The sequence below is a fragment of the Nitrobacter sp. TKz-YC01 genome (assembly GCF_047824785.1).
Taxonomy (GTDB): domain Bacteria; phylum Pseudomonadota; class Alphaproteobacteria; order Rhizobiales; family Xanthobacteraceae; genus Nitrobacter.
This window is the reverse complement of record NZ_CP181167.1, coordinates 21,229-38,529: the sequence shown is the minus strand read 5'-3', so window position 1 is coordinate 38,529 and position 17,301 is coordinate 21,229. Positions and strand designations below refer to the sequence as shown.

Genomic DNA, 17,301 nt, shown 5'->3' with positions numbered 1-17,301 from the left:
TATAGGCTGCCGGGACGACCGCCTGCGCCGAAGCATCAAGCTCCCACAAGGATTCCATCATGACGGCCGCGCAACCGCTGTGGCGGGCGTATGTCTTCTTCCTGATGCCGATGATGCTGAGCAACGTCCTCCAGTCGTTGTTCGGAACCGTCAACGGCATCTATCTCGGCCAGATGATCGGCGTCGACGCGCTCGCCGCCGTCTCCATCTTCTTTCCGGTGATGTTTTTCTTTCTCTCTTTCATCCTCGGACTCGGCGCGGGTTCGTCGATGCTGATCGGCCAGGCGTGGGGCGCGCGCGAAGCCGCCAAGGCGAAGGCGATCGCGGGGACCACGCTTGCCCTGACATTGCTTGGCGGCGGCGTCATCGCGGTCGGCGGGGGACTGTTCGCGCGCGAGTTGATGATGGCGCTGGCCGTGCCGCCCAACATTCTCGACGATGCGACGGACTACGCCCGCATCATGATGATCACCATGCCGGCGATCTTCACCTTCCTGCTCGCCACCGCAATGATGCGCGGCGTCGGCGACACGGTCACGCCGTTGTGGGCGCTTGCGATCTCGACAGCGATCGGACTTGCCGTGACGCCGGCGCTTATCCGCGGATGGTTCGGCTTGCCTCAACTGGGCGTGGTCAGCGCGGCGATCGCGTCCGCGATCTCGGCGGTGGTGACGCTGCTGTGGCTCGGGCTGCACATGCGGTGGATGAACCATCCGCTGGCGCCCGACAAGGTGCTGTTGCGCGCGATGCGGCTCGATCGCGAACTGCTCGGCAAGGTGCTGCGCATCGGGATTCCGACCGCCGTCCAGCTCGTGGCGATGTCACTCGCCGAGATCGTGCTGCTCGGGATCGTCAACGGCTTCGGCTCCGACGCCACCGCCGCCTATGGCGCCGTCAACCAGGTGCTGGGCTACGCGCAGTTTCCGGCGATCTCGATCGCCATCACCGCGTCGATCTTCGCAGCGCAGGCGATCGGCGCGGGCGAGATCGAACGGATCGGCCCGGTCGTGCGCACCGCGATGTGGCTCAACCTGTTGCTGACTGGCGGTCTGGTCGCCCTTGGCTACCTGTTCTCACGGACCATCATCGGGCTGTTCATCACCAGCCCGGAGGTGCTCGAACTGGCGCAGACGCTGCTGTACATCGTGCTCTGGAGCACGGTCCCGTTCGGCATGGCGTGCGTATTCGCCGCCACCATGCGGGCGAGCGGCACGGTGGTGGTGCCGACGCTGCTGTCGATTCTCGCGATCGTTGCGGTTGAGGTGCCGGTCGCCATCGTGCTCAGCCGCCAGATCGGGGTGGAGGGCGTCTGGATCGCCTATCCGGCCGCGTTCTGCGCCATGATGGCGTTGCAGATGGCGTTCTATCTGATGGTCTGGCGCAAGCAGGAGATCAGGCGGCTGATCTGATGAAGCAGGATGAGCCTTGCCGCGCGCGCCCTGTGCCGGAGTGCTTTCGCGCGAGGCGGATGACCTGTCCGCGTGAGGAAAGCGCGCCAGAACAACAGTCCCGGCGTCGCGTCTGGTTCAATCAGAAGCGAAGGTTGAAAGACCGAGGCATCGCCGAACAAGGAGCATATCGATGCGCATTCTCGTCGTCGGGGCCGGTGCGACCGGCGGCTATTTCGGCGGCAGGCTGTTGCGGGCCGGTCAGGATGTGACCTTCCTGGTGCGCCCCAGACGCGCGGCCGAACTGGCAGGCGACGGTCTTGTCGTCAGGAGTCCGCACGGCGACTTCACGCTCGATAATCCGCCGACAGTCCAGGCCGAGGGCGTGAGCGGGGCATTCGACCTCGTCCTGCTGAGTTGCAAGGCGTTCGATCTGGAAGACGCAATCGCATCATTCGCGCGGGCGGTGGGGCCGACGACGGTGATCATCCCGCTGCTCAACGGGATGCGTCACCTGGAGGCGCTCGACGCCGTGTTCGGCCGCGAGCGTGTGCTCGGCGGCCTGTGCTCGCTCGCGGTCACTCTCAACGAGAAGCGCGAGGTCGTCCATCTCGCGCCGATGCACTCGCTTCGCTTCGGCGAGCGCGACGGCGGCGCGAGCGAGCGCGTCCGGGCTATCGCCGAAGCCTTCGCCGGCGCAAGGTGCGGCGCGCAGCCGTCCGAAACCATCATCCAGGGCATGTGGGAGAAGTGGGTGTTTCTGGCGACGCTCGCCGGCGCGACCTGCGTGATGCGCGCATCCATCGGCCAGATCGTCGCCGCGCCCGGCGGACGCGATTTCATTCTGGCCTTACTGGACGAGGCGGCCGGTATCGCGAAAGCGGCAGGTCACGCACCGCGCGAAGAATTCCTGAGCGGCGCGACCGCGATGCTGACGGCGACGGGCTCGCAGCTCACCGCATCCATGTTCCGTGACATCGAGACCGGCGCGCGGGTCGAAGCCGACCACATCATGGGCGATCTCATCGCTCGCGGCGAGGCCGCGAAGCTCCCGGTACCCAAGCTCCGCACCATCCATACGCATTTGAAGGCGTATGAGAACCGGCGAGGATGATGCGAGGTGCGCGCGATGCCCACCACGTTCAGACCCGCCGTGTTCAGACCCGCTGTGTTCAGAAGTCCAGGTCGACATAGGTGCGCGACGCCGGCACGCCCGCCAGCCATTCGCTCAGCAGCGGACGGAATGATGGCCGCGACTTGATCCGCGCATACCACGCCTTCGCCGCCTCGTCCTCGGCCCATGGCACGTCGCCGAGATAATCGATCGCCGACAGATGCGCCGCCGCGGCGAGATCGGCATAGGTCAGCCGATCGCCGGCCAGATAGTTGCGCGTCCGCGCCAGCCAGCCGATATAGGCGAGGTGATAGCGCACGTTCGTCCGCGCGGCGCGCATCACGTCGGTCTCCGGCGGACCGCCGCCGATCTCCTCCGCCATGAAGCGCTTGTAGATGCGTTCGGTCACGAGCGGGCCGGAGACCTCCTCGAAGAACTTCTCGTTGAACCACGCCATCAGACGGCGCACCTCGATGCGCTCGGGCATCGAGGTCGGCAACAGCCGGCGCTCGCCGACGCGTTCGCCATAGGTCTCGTCGAGATAGTCCGCAATGATCGCGGCGCCTGGAACCGCCGGGATGCCGTCGGCGATCAGCACCGGCGTCGTGCCGGCCGGATTGAGTTTCAGGAACGCCTCACGCCGCTCCCACACCCGCTCTTCCACCGGCCGGACATCGAGTCCATGCTCGCCGAGAATCAGGCGAATGAAGCGCGATTGCGGACAGAATGGATGGTGAAGCAGCGTGAACATGGCGCCCTTGATAGGTTTGCGATGCTTAAGAAAGTATCTCTGAAGCGTTAACGGCGATCGCTTCTGATCTGTCGGGCGGCGGGTGAATCCGCTTTCGCCGCCACCTCCATTCCATGCGCGCGAAGCCTACTGAAACTGCATCCGAACGGGATCTGAGGCCGCGCCCGGCGCATTCATGTATTTTGGGCATTGCTGCTCTGCGGCGAATAAGCGAGAAGAACCAACCGTTCGCAGTCGAATAGAACTCAGGGCAGGCTATTTTCATGATTTCCGATGCGATCAGAGCCGTGATTCTCGGCGTCATCGAGGGCGTCACCGAATTCCTGCCGGTGTCCTCAACCGGCCATCTGCTGCTGGCGGAGCGTTTCTTCGATCTCGGTTCGGGAAACTTCTGGGACACGTTCACAGTGCTGATTCAGCCGGGCGCGATTCTGGCGATTGTGGTGATCTATTTTGCCAAACTGTGGCGGGTCGCGCTCGGCATGTTCTCCAATCCCGCGGACCGGCGCTTCGTCATCGGCGTGCTCGCGGCCTTCCTGCCGGCGGTGATCGTCGGCCTGATCGCCGGCAAGTACATCAAGGAACTTCTGTTCAATCCGTGGGTGATATGCTTCTCGCTGATCGTCGGCGGCGCGGTGCTGATGTGGGTCGATCAGCTCGATCACCGGCCGCGCGAACACGACGCCACGGCGTTTCCGCTGCCGATGTATGTCTGGATTGGAATCGCGCAATGCGTCGCGATGATTCCCGGTGTGTCGCGCTCCGGCGCCACCATTGTCTCCGCGATGCTGCTCGGCGCCGACAAGCGCGCGGCGGCTGAGTTTTCGTTCTTCCTCGCGATTCCCACCATGACCGGCGCCTTCGCCTATGACTTCTACAAGAACCACGCGGACATGACGACCGACGATCTCGGGATCATCGCGATCGGTTTCGTGGTGTCGTTCGTCACGGCGATCATCGTGGTCAAGGCGTTCCTGAGCTATGTCACGCGCAACGGCTTCACGTTCTTCGCGTGGTGGCGGGTGATTGTCGGCACCCTCGGTCTGATCGCGCTGGCGCTGGGACGATAGGGTTTGACGGGGCGCGAGCTCACGCGCCCTTCGCTGCGAACTGGCCGGCCTTGCGGAAGCGCCAGAGATATTGCGGCACCACAGCCTCCATCGAGTCCGGCGCGATCCCCAATCCTTGCAGCGTCAGGCCCGCGGCCGTCGCCGTGTTGGAAACGACGTTGTCGGTCCTGAGCAGCGCGACCTGGTCCGGCGTCAGTTTCAGAGGGCCCGGCGCGAACTGCAGGAACATCGCCTTGAGGCGCGCGATTGCGAACGGCAGCGGCACCAGCATTCGCTCGCGTTCGATGACGCGCAGGATGATCTGCATGATCTCGCGCATCGAGAGCACGTCGGGGCCGCCGAGTTCATAGACGGCGCCCGCTTTGGTTCTGCCGTCGACCGCGTCGGCCACGGCGGCCGCGACGTCGCCGACATAGACCGGCTGCATTCTGGTCGCGCCACCGCCGATCAGCGGCAGCATGGGCGACATCAGCGCGAGCGCGGCGAACCGGTTGGCGAACTGGTCTTCGGGGCCGAACATCACCGACGGCCGCAGGATGGTCGCGGACGGCACCGCAGCCAGGACCGCCTTTTCTCCGGAGGCCTTGGCGCGGGCGTAGGCGGATGCCGATGCCGGGTCCGCGCCGATCGCCGAAACGTGCACCAGGCGCGTGCCGGCGGCCGCGGCCGTCTCCGCGACGGTGGCGGCGCCTTTGGCCACCACGGCGTCGAACGTCTGCCGGCCGCTCTTGGTCAGGATGCCGACCAGGTTGACGGCTACGTCGGATCCCCGCATGGCCGCGCGGACCGACGCCGGATGGCGCAGATTGACCTGGACGGCATGGATCTGGCCGACCTTGCCGAGCGGCTGCAGGTGCCCTGCCAGTTCCGGGCGGCGGACGCCGACCCGGATGCGGTAATCCCGCTTGGCGAGCGCGCGCACCACATATCGGCCGAGGAAGCCCGAGCCTCCGAAAACCGTGACGAGCGTGTCCGAATTCGATGCCATGATCTGGTCCTCAAAGGCGTTGGTATCAGGTCGAAAGAAGGGATATTCCGCCGTTCCGCGGCACGTCAACCGGCGGGCCGTCCAGCCCGCCATTCGAGCAACGCTTCTAGAGCCTCTTTGACGCGTTTTCTTTACGCGAACCGGTATCCATCCTCGGGTCAAGCCCGAGGACATGCTTCGCTCGAAAACGCTATAGGATTTGACAAGCGCGCGCCTGATGCCTACTAACCCGGCCGGGCCCAGGTGGCGGAATTGGTAGACGCGCTGGCTTCAGGTGCCAGTGGCTGCAAGGCCGTGAAGGTTCGAGTCCTTTCCTGGGCACCATCGGTTCGTAAGTAACTGATAATCGAGCACAAATCGGCCTTCAATCACCCGAGTGTAGCACACGGGTGAGGCACATTGGCGCTCAGAACTGCCAGACCGACTAAGCGGCGAAGATCGTCGCATCACCAATTCAGGAAGCGTGTCCCCGCCGACGTGCTCGCTTTGGCGTTCGGTCAACGCGTCACCTTCCACCTGCCTCCGGGCAGAGGAGAAGGCGAGCCGATAGTCGTCACCGTCCGACCGGAAATCTCATTCTCATTGCGGACGCCCATTGCGATCCTCGCAAAAGAGCGGCATGCGGCCGTCGCCTCGCAATTTGAACGGTGGTGCAGCGCTGTTCGTGCCGGGCAACCAGCCCAGGGCGATGATGTGTCCGCACCATCGCCCGACGAACAGACACCCCTCACCTTTGAGGCGCTGTGGACGCGCTGGGAACGGGAAGCGAAGCCGGCCCCGAGCACCATTTCAACGTGGTGGGGCTATGTGGCTCAATTTCAGCGGCACCTGGGCCATGACGATCCCCGCCGCGTCACGGTCGCCGACGTGGTGGTGTGGAAAGACGCCTTATTGGCCCGTGGGCTCACGAGCGTGCGGGACGGGCATCTGGCAGCCATCAAGACGCTATTTAACTACGGGGTCCGCAATCGGCTCCTGAAGGCCAATCTGTGTTTCGGCGTGGAATAAGGACCCTGTTTTCGGGGTAATCGGCATCCAATCGGGACCCCGGGGCAAGGGTCCACAGTGGCTTCCATCGAGTCATGGAAGCCGAGGTTGGAATGCTGGTGGTGGAGACGATTGCCAAGATCCGTCGCGCCTATTTTGTTGATGGTCGTCCGATCAAGGCGATTTGCCGAGAACTCGGCGTGTCGCGGAAGGTGGTTCGCAAGGTCATCCGTTCTCAATCGACGGAGTTTCGGTACGAGCGAGAGACACAGCCTCAGCCGAAGATGGGCCCTTGGAGTGCCGAGCTTGACCGGTTGCTGGTGGCAAACGAGAGCAAGAACCGGACGCGCTTACGATGATGCTCAATGGCCTGCACGCCGAGCGCGGTGGCGATATGCGTCTTGCCTGTACCGGGGCCGCCCACGAGGACGACGTTGTGAGCGTCTTCGAGGAACTCGCAGCGATGCAGCTGGCGCACGAGCGCCTCGTTGACCTCGCTGCTGGCGAAGTCGAAGCCGGTCAGGTCGCGGTAGGTTGGGAAGCGCGCCGCCTTGAGCTGGTAAGCCGTTGAGCGAACCTCCCTGTCAGCCGTCTCCGCCTTGAGGAGTTGCAACAGGACCGGCAGCGCCGCCTCGAAGGCGGGAGAGCCTTGCTCGGTCAGCTCGGCGACGGCCTGGGCCATGCCGTGCATCTTGAGGCTGCGCAACATGATGACGACGGCGCCGCTGGCGGGATTATGACGCATGGCGCGCCTCCCCAGTCTGACGCAGGGCGTCATATCGCTCGACGTCGGCCTGCGGCTCGCTCGTCAGCGTCAGGGCCTTGGGCGCCGGAACGGCAGGCGGGTCGAGCGGTTTGCCGTCCACCAGGCGGTGCAGCAGGTTCAGGATATGGGTCTTGGTGGGCGCGCCCGCCTCGATGGCCAGTTCGACGGCGGCGAGCACGGCCTGCTCGTCATGCTGCAGGACCAGGGCCAGGATCTCGACCATCTCCCGATCGCCGCCGGGCGTCTTGAGCAGGCGCTGTTGCAGGGAGCGGAACGCAGGCGGCAGTTCGGCGAAGGGGGCGCCGTTGCGCAGGGCTCCCGGCTTGCGCTGCAGGACGGCGAGGTAATGCCGCCAGTCGTAGACCGTCGTGCTCTGACGGTTATGGGAGCGGGCGAAGACGCGTCGATGCTCGCAGATGACCCGCCCCTCTGCGACGACGGCGATCCGCTCGGGATAGACGCGCAGGCTGACGGGCCGGTTGGCGAAGGAAGCTGGCGCGCTGTAGCGATTGCGTTCCAGATGAACGAGGCAGGTCGGCGAGACGCGCTTGACGTATTCGACGAAGCCGTCGAAGGGCCGGGTCATCTCCATCAGGCGCGGGGCTTCTTCAGCCCATGCGTCGGCGATGGAGCCGGGCCGGACGCCATGCGGAATCTCGGTCCAGAGCTCCCGGCATCGTCTCTCAAGCCAGTCGTTGAGCGCCGCCAACGATGCAAAGTTCGGCATGGGCTGCCAGAGCCGATGCCTGGCGTCCTGAACGTTCTTCTCGATCTGGCCTTTCTCCCAGCCTGATGCGGGATTGCAGAACTCGGCCTCGAACATGAAGTGGCTGACCATCGCCGAGAAGCGGGCGTTGACCTGGCGCTGCTTGCCCCGACCGACCTTGTCGACGGCGGTGCGCATGTTGTCGTAGATGCCCCGCTGCGGAACGCCGCCGAAGACCCGGAAGGCATGGTTGTGGGCGTCGAACAGCATCTCGTGGGTTTGCTGCGGATAGGCCCGCAAGGATGAAGGCGCGGCTGCAGGAGAGCTTGAAGTGGGCGACCTGCAGCTTGGTCCGCTCACCGCCGATGATCGCCCAGTCCTCCGACCAGTCGAACTGGAAGGCCTCGCCTGGCGATGCCAGCCGTGCCAGGACCGCGTTTCATTGTGATCGAGGCCGAACTCGTTCTTTGCGGTCTCAAAGCTGTCTTCGATCGCCCAGCGATGTCCTTCAACGGCGACCAACTGCTTGATGGAAGTTCCGGCCGGACACCAGGTGGTGAAGTAGGCGAGTTCGCCGTCGGCGATGTGGCGTCGGATCAGCAAGCCGCGCGTCCACGGGCCGCTGCGCTCCGCATTAAACTCACCAGCGTCGAGATCGGCGAGTTCGAGATAGGCCCAATCATGCCAGCGCGGCCCCTTGGTTCCGCTACCCGCCGACAAGCGTCGCCAGTCGACCGACTTCAAGGTTCTGGCGATTTCTTCCGCCGAGCCGCCGATCGACCGCTTCCGGCTCCAGGATCCGAACCAGTGATTGGCGGCGACGCCGAGCACATAGCCTTTGCCAGCCCGGCGCAAATCCCGCTCGATGTCGCCGACGCCATAGACGCTGTCGCCCGCAACCCAGGCGAACGGGACGCGCGCCGCAATGGCGCGCGCGATCATCTTCGCGGCAAGCTGCGGCTTCGTGGAAAAGCCGACATCGCCTGGCGCATGCGCGGCGTTCAGACGACGCGGGTCGTCCGTCCAGCTCTTCGGCAGATAGAGCGCGCGGTCCATGAAGGCATGGCCGTGACGCGACACATAGGCCGCGAACACCCCGATCTGACAATTCGTGATCTTCCCGGCGGAACCGGTGTATTGTCGCGCCACTCCGCAGGACGCCTTGCCCTGCTTGAGAAAGCCGGTCTCGTCGACGACCAGCACCGCGCCTTCATCGCCGAGATGCTCGACCACATAATCGCCCACCAGATCGCGCAGTTCGTCTGCGTCCCAGCGGTCTCGGCCCAGAAGCTCCTGCTGGCGCCACGGGCCGGGATCGCCTGCCGCTTCCGCTCGCATCCAGCCAGTCTTGCGCTGCTCCTCGCTCAGCAGCCCGTCAATGAACGCGCCCGCGCTCGCAGCGGTACGCGCCTGCGCAAACAAGGGGCGTATCCGCCGCTTCACGTCCCGCAGCGAAAGCGCCCACAACTCCAGCACCGTTTCGATCGACGCGCCCGTCGTCCATGATTGATGTCGAATCATGGTGATGAATCGAGTCAGAACTCGCTAACGCGCGCAATACAAATTACGACTGTAATGCTAGGCTCAGGACCTATTAATTTGGATTGATTTGTGATTCAACGTAGTCAGGCGGTGGAATGCCTGCACGAACTTGCCGAACGCATCTATAGCCCGGCTCACTCACCTGAGATCGGATGAAGCCGCACTGCGAACTTGTTCGGGTGTTGGTGATGGCACGGACGAATCAGGGCAGCGGGCAAAACACATCACGCGCCGTTTAAAGCGGTGCTCAAATCATCCGGCACTTCGCCAAACGACCGCAACATAACCGCATCCTTAAATTTACCGCTTCCGGGGTCGCCGGTACGGCTGAATGACACAGAAGCACGCAGCTGTGCGACGTTGAGGTCATCCTCACTGCCAAGCGACTCCATCACACTAGAGATGGCATCCTCACAGTGCGGGGGTCCACCTGTTGCGATGGCGGTAAAGTTTTGACAGGCTGAAATTCCCGACCTCCTGTTCGCCCTTACGAAAAATGGCGATCGCCTTTTGAACACTCATTTCTGATATGATATCAGGTCTGCTTCCACAGAGCATGGTGAGTTCAAAAATAAGGTTGGTGAGTGCTGGCATATCAGCCCATAGCTGCGTCTGATAGGGTTCCTCCCAATGAGCCCAAGCCCAATCTTCTATGAGATAGAGACCTTCACTCTTGAGATAATGGAAGGATGCCTCAAAGCTTGCTCGAGAGAGTTCGTATTGATGAGAGGCATCGTCGATAATCATATCTATTCGTTTTCCGGGGAACTCCGTCTTAATGATTGTCTGGACACGCGCTGTGTCGCCCTGTGATGTGTTGTAGTATAATTTTATGCGGTCCGTCAGACCATGATCCCGTATTAGCCCAAGGACCGCTGGGCTGGGAGGTCTAATATCGATGCCAACGAATTTGACACGCTCGTCGATTGCGGCAAGGAGCAAAGCTGAGCCACCTTCGAAGATACCAAATTCCAGGATGCTGGTGACCGCGTTCTCACGAATCAGGCTTTTATATCGGTCAATCATCCCGCGGTTTTTGATGAGCGCGATGGAGTCCTTTGTCGTCCTGGCGTCATTGAAGTTCTGTCTGATCAGACAGAACTTCATGCCGTTGATCACGAAGGTATTCTCATCACTCCAGACTTCATTCATTGGACCCCCCAATCGATAGAACCGCCGCTGTCATCTGCTCTGTGGAGTACAAAGTCTCTCTTGCCAGATAATCGGTATTTTTTCTCCTTCCTCTGAAGGGTCCCGGCGCAATTCCTCGCCGGCAATCTGCATGCCTGGCGGGCATGGCCATGCCATCGTCATTAAATCATTCGCTGATTTGCATCCAGCACCTGCCGTTGTCGTTGATATGGATGACGAACCAACGGGACACGTTTTCGGATCAATCCGGGTCGGCCACGCTAGCTTGAAAGGCGGAATTGTCGGATGTCGGCCCGCCGCGTTGGCTATGACTTCGAGCCGCCGCACACCTTCAGACAGTGTTGGCTGAATCCAGCCACCTTCGGAACTTTCGTTCCAGGCATATATCACAACGCTCCGGAAGCGATCGTTGCGCGGATTGTTGGCAGCCTCGTTTATTGCATCGCGGATTTGCTGCGTCCATTCCTCATCGGTAGCAGCTTCACACCAATCAGGATTCGGCTTGCGATTTTTCTTTTCCTGAGCATCGCGCAAGGCCGGACGATAATCCCACCCAAGCGTGACGGTTGGCAGGAAGCCTCCCGAGCCATCCTTGGCTGCAGCTTGCCATGCGTTCCGTGCAAGGGCGGCGCAACTGGCGTAGGGCAAAGATTTTCCATTCGCGCCAAGGGCGGTCGCATATGTACTGACCGCATCAAATCCCAGGCTGTGAGCAACTGGCCCTGTTTCAGGCAAGTTAAAGAGTAAAGCAACCAGATAAAGATCTCGGCCGGTGGTCGCCTTAACACGATCCCTTATATCGTTCAGTGCTGCTTTTGCGCCCTGCTCGCCCCCCAGACCTTTTGACCACGTAGCCAGTGTATTGACCAAAAAAAACACCGGGGCAGAGCCGTCGCTCGTACGCATGTAATCGGACCCAAGCAGTGCTTTGCTGATTGCAGCACTCACCATCGGCACGTCGCGGGAAGGGAACGAGAGATTAAAATTTAGAGCGTACTTGATGCCAAGTTTATCCGGGAGGCGAACAAAATTTGTCAGCGCCCGATTGAGCGCTGCGGCACGACCGGGATCGCGTTCCCAGGCAGCGCTCTCTAGATAATAGCCAAATATGAAATAATCCAAGCCCGCAGCCTTCGCATAATGCACGTCCGCATTCAGCGCTCTTTCGGTGTTTCCGGGAAAACCCAGATTCCCATTGGGTAGACGTTGTGTGTAATATGGAACGCGCTCTCGCAATCCAGGGTCGGCCAGGACCTGCCCATAGGGACTGTCGAGACTCCAATTATCCCACCGAATGGCACCTAACGTGACTTTAGTTGACGGCACCTCGACGGAAGGGCTGGTTTTGCTCACCTGCGCCGTGGCAGAGAACGAGGATACTGCCGTCGCAACCACAATAAACAGACGTATTGACCAGTATGGGGTTGTCCATTTCATCGCTTTCCTTTGGTCCAGAGCTATCATAACCGGATCGAGATCCGGATATTGACCGGGCGGGTGTGATATCTGCGCTCCGATTTACGAAGGTTTCTAAGTCTTGTCCGACGGAGCGCGTGGCGCTGCACGAGACGAACCTGCACACCATTAAAAGAGTAGCAGAAGGCGCTTATGTGGCGGCGACATCCAATCGTAACCGCTCTGCGTATAGCGGTGACCGGGATAACAGCGCTATTTCAGAATGCCTTTTGCAAACATCGAGTAGAAAGCCCGTCTCATGCCTTTAAAAGGTAAATCATGTCGTGGGACTGCCCAGAGCATCGCAAAACTTTCTATCCACTGCCGCAAAGGGCACATAAATGGCCGGCTACCGCTCCCTACTTTACTTTGCGGTTCCAGTCCGAACACCGGTTTTGCCGCGCATCGAATCTGAACCACTTCCAGCTCCTGAGCCCGGATCACGATGTTCATCTGAAGTCGGTGGGCTTTGCTGGTGCCCTGTCTGCCGCTCTTGCTGCATCCGCAGACTTTCGTGATCGTCCCCCGCCTTGCGCAGGGACCCTATCCATACAGCAACTATCGCGATCCGCGACAATACCTACTATCAGTCAATGCGACCGCTGCATATCGACCTCACTCTCTCAACTACTGATGAACTCGCTGAGAGCTATATCGTTGCTGCAAGACAGACTCTATCAATCACGGTTCCGCCTGCGACCAACGCTTACACGGCCATGCGAGCACGGGTGTTTTGCTCGCGGGCGGGCTTGCACTGGATTGGAAGTGTACTCTTGCTCTCCATCTACTTGTTTGGTGGATGAGACAACGACACGTTCGCTAAACGTCTGGCTGCTCGACAAATGCATCACTTACGCCAAGGCGCATCGCCATCCGGAACTGGCCGATCAGACGATCTGGGACGTGTTCGAAGCCGAGCGCCCCAAGCTCGTTCCCTATGCCGGCCGGTTCGACGGCTTCCACGCGGTGCCGGCGTCTGTCTCCAAGACCTGTTTGGTACGCTTCGACAATAACAAATACTCGGTCGCGGCCAGCGCCGTCGGACGCCCGGTCGAGGTTCAGGCCTAGGCCGACCGCATCGTAATCCGTCAGGATGGACGGATCGTGGCGGAGCATCCGCGATCCTTCGCACGCGGCGAGACGACCTACGATCCCTGGCACTATGTGCCGGTGCTCGCGCGCAAGCCCGGCGCCTTGCGTAACGGCGCTCCCTTCAAGGACTGGGTGCTGCCGGCCGCGATCGAACGGATCCGGCGCAGGCTCGCCAGCACCGACGATGGCAACCGGCAGATGGTCGACATCCTCAATGCGGTGCTGACCGATGGTCTGCCGGCCGTTGAAGCAGCCTGCGCCGAGGCGATCGCTCATGGCGTTCATTCCGCTGACGTCGTGCTCAACATCCTGGCCCGTCAACGCGAACCCGCTCCACCAGCCAACATCCTCACTCCCGCGGCGCTGATCCTGCGCCATGCGCCGATCGCCGACTGTGCCCGTTATGACAGCCTTAGGAGAACCATCTGATGGAACGTACTCAACTGTTCGACCTCATGGGTGAGTTGAAGCTCTATGGCATGAAAGCTGCCTTCGACGAGATCATGGCGACCGCCATCAAGCGCCAGCATGAACCCCAGCGCATTGTCGGCGACCTGCTCAACGCCGAGATCAATGAGAAGCAGGCCCGCTCAATCAAGTACCAGCTCACCATCGCCAAGCTGCCGCTGGCCAAGGATCTCGCCGACTTCCAGTTCGACGGCACGCCGATCAACCAGACGCTCGTCAACGACCTCGCCGGCGGCGGCTTCATCGCCCAGCAACGCAACGCCGTGCTCGTCGGCGGTACCGGCACCGGCAAGACCCATCTGGCCATCGCAATCGCCAGAAGCTGCATCCGCTCCAGCGCCCGCGGTCGCTTCTACAACGTGGTCGACCTCGTCAACCGCCTCGAGATCGAGACCCGCAACGGACGACAAGGTCGTATCGCCGAGCATCTGACCAGGATGGACTTCATCGTCCTCGACGAACTCGGCTACCTGCCGTTCGCTCAATCCGGCGGCCAGCTCCTGTTCCATCTCGTCAGCAGGCTCTACGAGCGCACGTCCATCGTCGTCACAACCAATCTCGCCTTTGGCGAATGGCCAAGCGTGTTCGGCGACGCCAAGATGACAACCGCGCTGCTCGACCGGCTCACCCACCACTGCGACATTGTCGAGACCGGCAACGACAGCTGGCGATTCAAAAGCCGCGACGACGATCACGCCACCCGCGCTCGCCTCGTCTCCGCAATCCCGGCCAGCTCCGACGAGTCGAGCGCTATCAAACCACGCCGCGCAAAGGCGTCAAAATTGAACGCCGATACGGGGTCAAATTTGCGAACGATGGCGTAATTGCGGTCAGCGCTCGGGCACGAGAGCTCCGTTATCGTCTACCTCTCGCAATCAAACGATTCGGAGGAGCTGTCATGCGGCAATACGTCGGGCTAGATGTCTCGCAGAGAGAGACTGCGGTTTGCGTAGTCAATGAGACGGGTGAAGCAATTTTTGAAGGAAAGGCCAAGTCTCATCCTGGAGATCTGTCAAAGTTACTTCGTAAACATGCGCCACTGGCGGAGCGTATCGGCTTTGAGACGGGCGCAATGGCGAGCTGGCTTTGGCATGAGCTTCGTAGGGTCGAACTCCCCGTCGTTTGCATCGATGCAAGGCATGCACACGCAGCACTATCGGTCCGCATGAACAAAAGCGATCAGAACGATGCTCGGGGCCTTGCCGAACTGGTGCGGGTTGGTTGGTTTCGAGAAGTCAAAATCAAGAGTGAGAAGAGCCAGAAGGTTCGAGCTATCCTCGTGGCGCGATTCCGCCTTGTGTCCATACGCCGGGATATCGAGAACCAGGTCCGCAGTCTGATCAAGGAGTGTGGGTTGCTATTCCCTCGCGCCATTGGCCAACAGTTCCGTAACCAGGTTGGCGAGCTATTGGGCGAAGATCATCAACTCCTCAGCGTGATCGCGCCGCTCTTGTCGATTCATGAACTCATCTGCCAGCAGCAAAGCAAATTTGACGACGAGGTCCGCCGATTGGCGAAGTCGGACGAGACGACGCGTCGCCTGATGACAGTTCCTGGTGTCGGCGTGGTCACCGCCTTGACGTTCCGCCATACGATCGATGACCCGTCTCGCTTCCGATCGGCCTCGACAGTCGGCGCCTATCTCGGCCTCACACCTCGGCGCAACCAATCTGGTGAGACTGACACTAGTGGCAAGATATCCCGATGGGGCGACAGGCTCCTCCGAACGTACCTTTACGAGGCGGCGACCGTTCTGCTTTATCGAACAAAGAAATGGTCCTCCCTCAAAGCCTGGGGTATGAAACTTGCGAAGCGGATCGGCATGAAAAAGGCAAAGGTTGCTATCGCCCGCAAGATCGCTGTCATCCTCCACTGCATCTGGGTCGACGGCACATCATTCGACTGGGGCAACGCGCCGGCCTGACCTTATTTTGCAAGTTCCTGGCCCGGTCCGCCGGGCTGGCGATGTCCCGCTGGGACGGTGGTCGTGGTGACCTCGGTCAATCGGCTGGTGGCGGCTCGTCCGCACCCCGTTGCAAACGATGAGGCGCCCGATCCGGACATCATCATGAGGCGCTTGCGACCTCGGAAAGGACCATGACCCCAGCGACGGGCAACTGATCGCATTGAAGCCAGGTGACAGCTAATCGGCCCACTATACGAGTTGGCTATCGATCCACCAGCCGCGCTCGCCCCGTCTGCGCAACCCGGACCTGCTCCGTCGGGCCGAGCGTTACCACTTTGCCGAATGGCTTCAAAAAGAGAGTTGACAACAACCCGCAATTAAAGGGCCGATTGACACAGATCATGCTCAGATGCAGACTGAAGCGCGAGCCGGGGGCGGCCGGGGGCGGATTGGCTATCGAGCATACTCATTCGGAAAAAGACCAAGGTCGTTGCCATCGCCTTGGCGCATCGCATGGCAAGAACCATCTTCGCCGTCCTCAGGGACGGATCGCGTTACGAGCCGCAGGTCGCCTGACAGGCTCTCGGAATGGTCAGGGCAGAGTGAGGTGATGGCGAACAGACGGAGACGAAGAACCAGGACACCCCGATCAATCCGAAGCGCCTCGAGCGCGTTCGATCGAGTGGAACCTGTTCTCCAAACGGATATTCATCAGGGCGCGCAACGATCCCGTTGCACATTCAGACGCCGTATACATGGCCGCAACCGACCTGTTCACCAAATCCGATCCGACACCTTGACCCGCAGGAGCCATCCATACATGAATTGAGGTCGGGGCTGTAAGAGCCTGTTTGAGAATTCACCCAAGCACATCAATCGATGTGGCGGCGAAGTGCTGGTTGCGCCAAAATTCGCAGAAAATAAGCCGCCATCCTGCGACGGCGCCATCTCCAATCAGGCTGTCGTGCCTTTCTCAAACAGGCTCTAAGACGGCAAGAACATCAGTCTCGCACCCACGGCCTCGATCGCGTTGCGGACGCCGGCGGTCTTATGAGCAGGCAGGTTGTCCATCACGACGACATCGCCGGGTTGGAGCGTGGGGACCAGCACCTGCTCGACATAGGCCAGGAACACGTTGCCATTCATGGCGCCGTCGTAGACGAAGGGCGCGGTCATGCCGGTCAGCCGCAGCGCGCCGGTGAAGGTGGTGGTTTTCCAGTGCCCATGCGGCACGCCGGCCCGGCAACGCCCACCGAGCGGCGCTCGTCCGCGCAGGCGCGTCATCTTCGTGGAGAGGCCGGTCTCATCAATGAAGACGAGCTTCGCCGGGTCGAGATCGAGCTGACCCTCGAACCGGGCCTGCCGACGCCTCAGAATGTCGGGGCGGTCCTGCTCCAGTGCATGTGCGGACCTTTTTTGAACGTCCAGCCGTGCCCGCGAAACCAGGCGCTCAAGGCGCTTCGGCTGATTTTCATAGACTGCTCGATGGCAAGCCGCTCCACCATCTCGTTCAGCGTGATGTCCTTGCGCTCCTCGATCAGCCCCACGATGAAGGCTTCATGCACATCGAGACTGGAAGCACGGCGACGACCTTGCGGGCGGGGCATCAACTCGCCGATCTTTGCCCGCGCAATCCATCGGATCGCGCTCGATATCCCAACCCCGAACCGGGCCGCGGCCTGCCGCGCCGACATGCCCTCGTCCGACGCCTTCACGACACGCGACCGAAGATCCCCGCTCAATGCCTTTCCCATCTTCACCTCCTGCAAGGCGGATGTCGAATCAGCACAGAGCCCAGACGTCACATCACAATCGATTCATCAATCACAGGATACGCTCTAGACTTCAGGGCGAGCCGCGAAACCTGGACGATGCGGTTGATGGATCCTGCGCGTCGGCGGACGGATATCGCGGGT

At 61.3% G+C, this 17,301-nt stretch carries 11 protein-coding genes, 1 tRNA gene and 7 pseudogenes; 10 read left to right on the top strand and 9 right to left on the bottom strand.

Features of this window, described 5'->3' with window-relative positions:
- Positions 1–59 precede the first annotated feature (59 nt).
- Both ACMYR2_RS00160 and panE read left to right on the top strand, forming a co-directional pair.
- Positions 60–1,409: an MATE family efflux transporter gene (locus ACMYR2_RS00160; RefSeq protein ID WP_347264050.1), complete on the top strand. Its 1,350-nt coding sequence runs from the start codon at positions 60–62 to the stop codon at positions 1,407–1,409.
- A 172-nt stretch (positions 1,410–1,581) separates the two neighbouring features.
- Complete coding sequence (gene panE / locus ACMYR2_RS00155) at positions 1,582–2,502, top strand: 2-dehydropantoate 2-reductase (protein ID WP_347264049.1); 921 nt, start codon at positions 1,582–1,584, stop codon at positions 2,500–2,502.
- A gap of 58 nt (positions 2,503–2,560) precedes the next feature.
- Here panE and ACMYR2_RS00150 read toward each other — a convergent pair whose 3' ends face one another.
- Complete coding sequence (locus ACMYR2_RS00150) at positions 2,561–3,253, bottom strand: glutathione S-transferase family protein (RefSeq protein WP_347264048.1); 693 nt, start codon at positions 3,251–3,253, stop codon at positions 2,561–2,563.
- A gap of 263 nt (positions 3,254–3,516) precedes the next feature.
- On the opposite strand from ACMYR2_RS00150, the gene ACMYR2_RS00145 reads away from it, so the two are divergent.
- Positions 3,517–4,323, top strand: a complete 807-nt coding sequence (locus ACMYR2_RS00145; RefSeq protein ID WP_347264047.1) for an undecaprenyl-diphosphate phosphatase — start codon at positions 3,517–3,519, stop codon at positions 4,321–4,323.
- A 19-nt stretch (positions 4,324–4,342) separates the two neighbouring features.
- On the opposite strand, the gene ACMYR2_RS00140 is transcribed toward ACMYR2_RS00145, so the two are convergent.
- Positions 4,343–5,311, bottom strand: coding sequence for a complex I NDUFA9 subunit family protein (locus ACMYR2_RS00140; RefSeq protein WP_416193462.1), 969 nt, complete (start codon positions 5,309–5,311; stop codon positions 4,343–4,345).
- A gap of 237 nt (positions 5,312–5,548) precedes the next feature.
- Between ACMYR2_RS00140 and ACMYR2_RS00135 the strand changes: the two genes are divergently transcribed.
- The 3 genes and pseudogenes from ACMYR2_RS00135 to ACMYR2_RS00125 form a co-directional block, all read left to right on the top strand.
- A tRNA-Leu gene (locus ACMYR2_RS00135) sits at positions 5,549–5,635 on the top strand.
- Between the two features lie 162 nt (positions 5,636–5,797).
- Positions 5,798–6,319, top strand: coding sequence for a hypothetical protein (locus tag ACMYR2_RS00130; protein ID WP_416193461.1), 522 nt, complete (start codon positions 5,798–5,800; stop codon positions 6,317–6,319).
- A gap of 92 nt (positions 6,320–6,411) precedes the next feature.
- Positions 6,412–6,654, top strand: a pseudogene (locus tag ACMYR2_RS00125) (IS21 family transposase); the annotation flags it as partial.
- Here ACMYR2_RS00125 and ACMYR2_RS00120 read toward each other — a convergent pair.
- The 6 genes and pseudogenes from ACMYR2_RS00120 to ACMYR2_RS00095 all read right to left on the bottom strand — a co-directional run.
- Positions 6,636–7,043: pseudogene (locus tag ACMYR2_RS00120) on the bottom strand (ATP-binding protein); the annotation flags it as partial. The pseudogenes ACMYR2_RS00125 and ACMYR2_RS00120 sit on opposite strands and share 19 nt — an antisense overlap.
- Positions 7,033–8,182 (bottom strand): annotated as a pseudogene (gene istA / locus ACMYR2_RS00115) (IS21 family transposase); the annotation flags it as partial. The pseudogenes ACMYR2_RS00120 and istA, both read right to left, overlap by 11 nt.
- A pseudogene (locus ACMYR2_RS00110) lies at positions 8,182–9,291 on the bottom strand (IS701 family transposase); the annotation flags it as partial. The pseudogenes istA and ACMYR2_RS00110, both read right to left, overlap by 1 nt.
- A 432-nt stretch (positions 9,292–9,723) precedes the next feature.
- Complete coding sequence (locus ACMYR2_RS00105) at positions 9,724–10,464, bottom strand: class I SAM-dependent methyltransferase (protein WP_416193460.1); 741 nt, start codon at positions 10,462–10,464, stop codon at positions 9,724–9,726.
- Positions 10,465–10,494: 30 nt separating this feature from the next.
- Positions 10,495–11,901, bottom strand: coding sequence for a hypothetical protein (locus tag ACMYR2_RS00100; RefSeq protein ID WP_416193459.1), 1,407 nt, complete (start codon positions 11,899–11,901; stop codon positions 10,495–10,497).
- Positions 11,902–12,132: 231 nt separating this feature from the next.
- On the bottom strand, positions 12,133–12,372 hold the full coding sequence (locus ACMYR2_RS00095; protein ID WP_416193458.1) for a hypothetical protein: 240 nt from the start codon (positions 12,370–12,372) through the stop codon (positions 12,133–12,135).
- A 366-nt stretch (positions 12,373–12,738) separates the two neighbouring features.
- Between ACMYR2_RS00095 and ACMYR2_RS00090 the strand changes: the two are divergent.
- The 4 genes and pseudogenes from ACMYR2_RS00090 to ACMYR2_RS00075 form a co-directional block, all read left to right on the top strand.
- Positions 12,739–13,440 (top strand): annotated as a pseudogene (locus ACMYR2_RS00090) (Mu transposase domain-containing protein); the annotation flags it as partial.
- Positions 13,440–14,303 (top strand): IS21-like element helper ATPase IstB, encoded by an 864-nt coding sequence (gene istB, locus ACMYR2_RS00085; protein ID WP_416193319.1) that lies wholly within the window; start codon positions 13,440–13,442, stop codon positions 14,301–14,303. The pseudogene ACMYR2_RS00090 and the gene istB, both read left to right, overlap by 1 nt.
- Positions 14,304–14,377: 74 nt before the next feature.
- Entirely contained in the window at positions 14,378–15,403 is a 1,026-nt protein-coding gene (locus ACMYR2_RS00080) for an IS110 family transposase (RefSeq protein ID WP_416192988.1), read from the top strand.
- A gap of 420 nt (positions 15,404–15,823) precedes the next feature.
- Positions 15,824–15,961 (top strand): annotated as a pseudogene (locus ACMYR2_RS00075) (IS110 family transposase); the annotation flags it as partial.
- Between the two features lie 414 nt (positions 15,962–16,375).
- On the opposite strand, the pseudogene ACMYR2_RS00070 reads toward ACMYR2_RS00075, so the two are convergent.
- Positions 16,376–17,139, bottom strand: a pseudogene (locus ACMYR2_RS00070) (IS630 family transposase); the annotation flags it as partial.
- Positions 17,140–17,301: the final 162 nt, after the last annotated feature.